Here is an 809-nt window from a genome sequence, read left to right as displayed (position 1 = left end):
TACGGGATCGGCATCAAGGAGCTGTGGGAGATCGACCCGGCGAAGCACAAGCCGGGCCTCGTGATCCACACGGCCGGCTGGCCGCTGAAGTCCGATACGTACGGCGGCTCGTTCCTGTATCACATGGACAACAACCAGGTGGTGGTCGGCTTCGTGGTCGGCCTCGGCTACACGAACCCGTACCTGTCGCCGTTCGAGGAATTCCAGCGCTACAAGACGCACCCGTCGATCCGTGCGTTCCTGGAAGGCGGCAAGCGCGTGTCGTACGGCGCGCGCGCGATCACCGCGGGCGGGCTGCTGTCGCTGCCGAAGACGGTGTTCCCGGGCGGCGCGCTGATCGGCGACGACGCGGGCTTCCTGAACGCATCGCGGATCAAGGGCAGCCACGCGGCGATCAAGACCGGCATGCTCGCGGCCGACGCCGCATTCGACGCGGTGCAGGCCGGCCGCCAGAGCGACGAACTCAACGCCTACCCGGACGCCTTCAAGCAGTCGTGGCTGTACACGGAGCTGTACCGTGCGCGCAACTTCAAGCAGTGGATGGCGAAGGGGCTGTATCTCGGCACGCTGATGGTCGGGCTCGAGCAGAAGGTGATGGGCGGCAACGTGCCGTGGACGCTGCACCACAAGCATGCGGATCACGAGATGCTGAAGCCGGCGTCGCAATGCGAGCCGATCGAGTACCCGAAGCCGGACGGCAAGCTGACGTTCGACCGGTTGTCGTCGGTGTTCATCTCGAACACGAACCACGAGGAGAACCAGCCGGCGCACCTGACGCTGAAGGATGCGAGCGTGCCGGTGAACGTGAA

Annotated in this window: 1 protein-coding gene; it reads left to right on the top strand. The window is 65.5% G+C overall.

Features of this window, described 5'->3' with window-relative positions; genetic code table 11:
• A partial coding sequence (locus tag QZM67_RS39825) for an electron-transfer flavoprotein:ubiquinone oxidoreductase (protein WP_301811971.1) occupies window positions 1-809 on the top strand: 809 nt, incomplete at both ends.

Origin of the sequence: Burkholderia sp. AU45251 (genome assembly GCF_030482905.1) — a bacterium.
GTDB classification, from domain to species: domain Bacteria; phylum Pseudomonadota; class Gammaproteobacteria; order Burkholderiales; family Burkholderiaceae; genus Burkholderia; species Burkholderia aenigmatica.
Note: the sequence above shows the minus strand (reverse complement) of the source record. Positions and strands in the feature narration are given on the sequence as shown.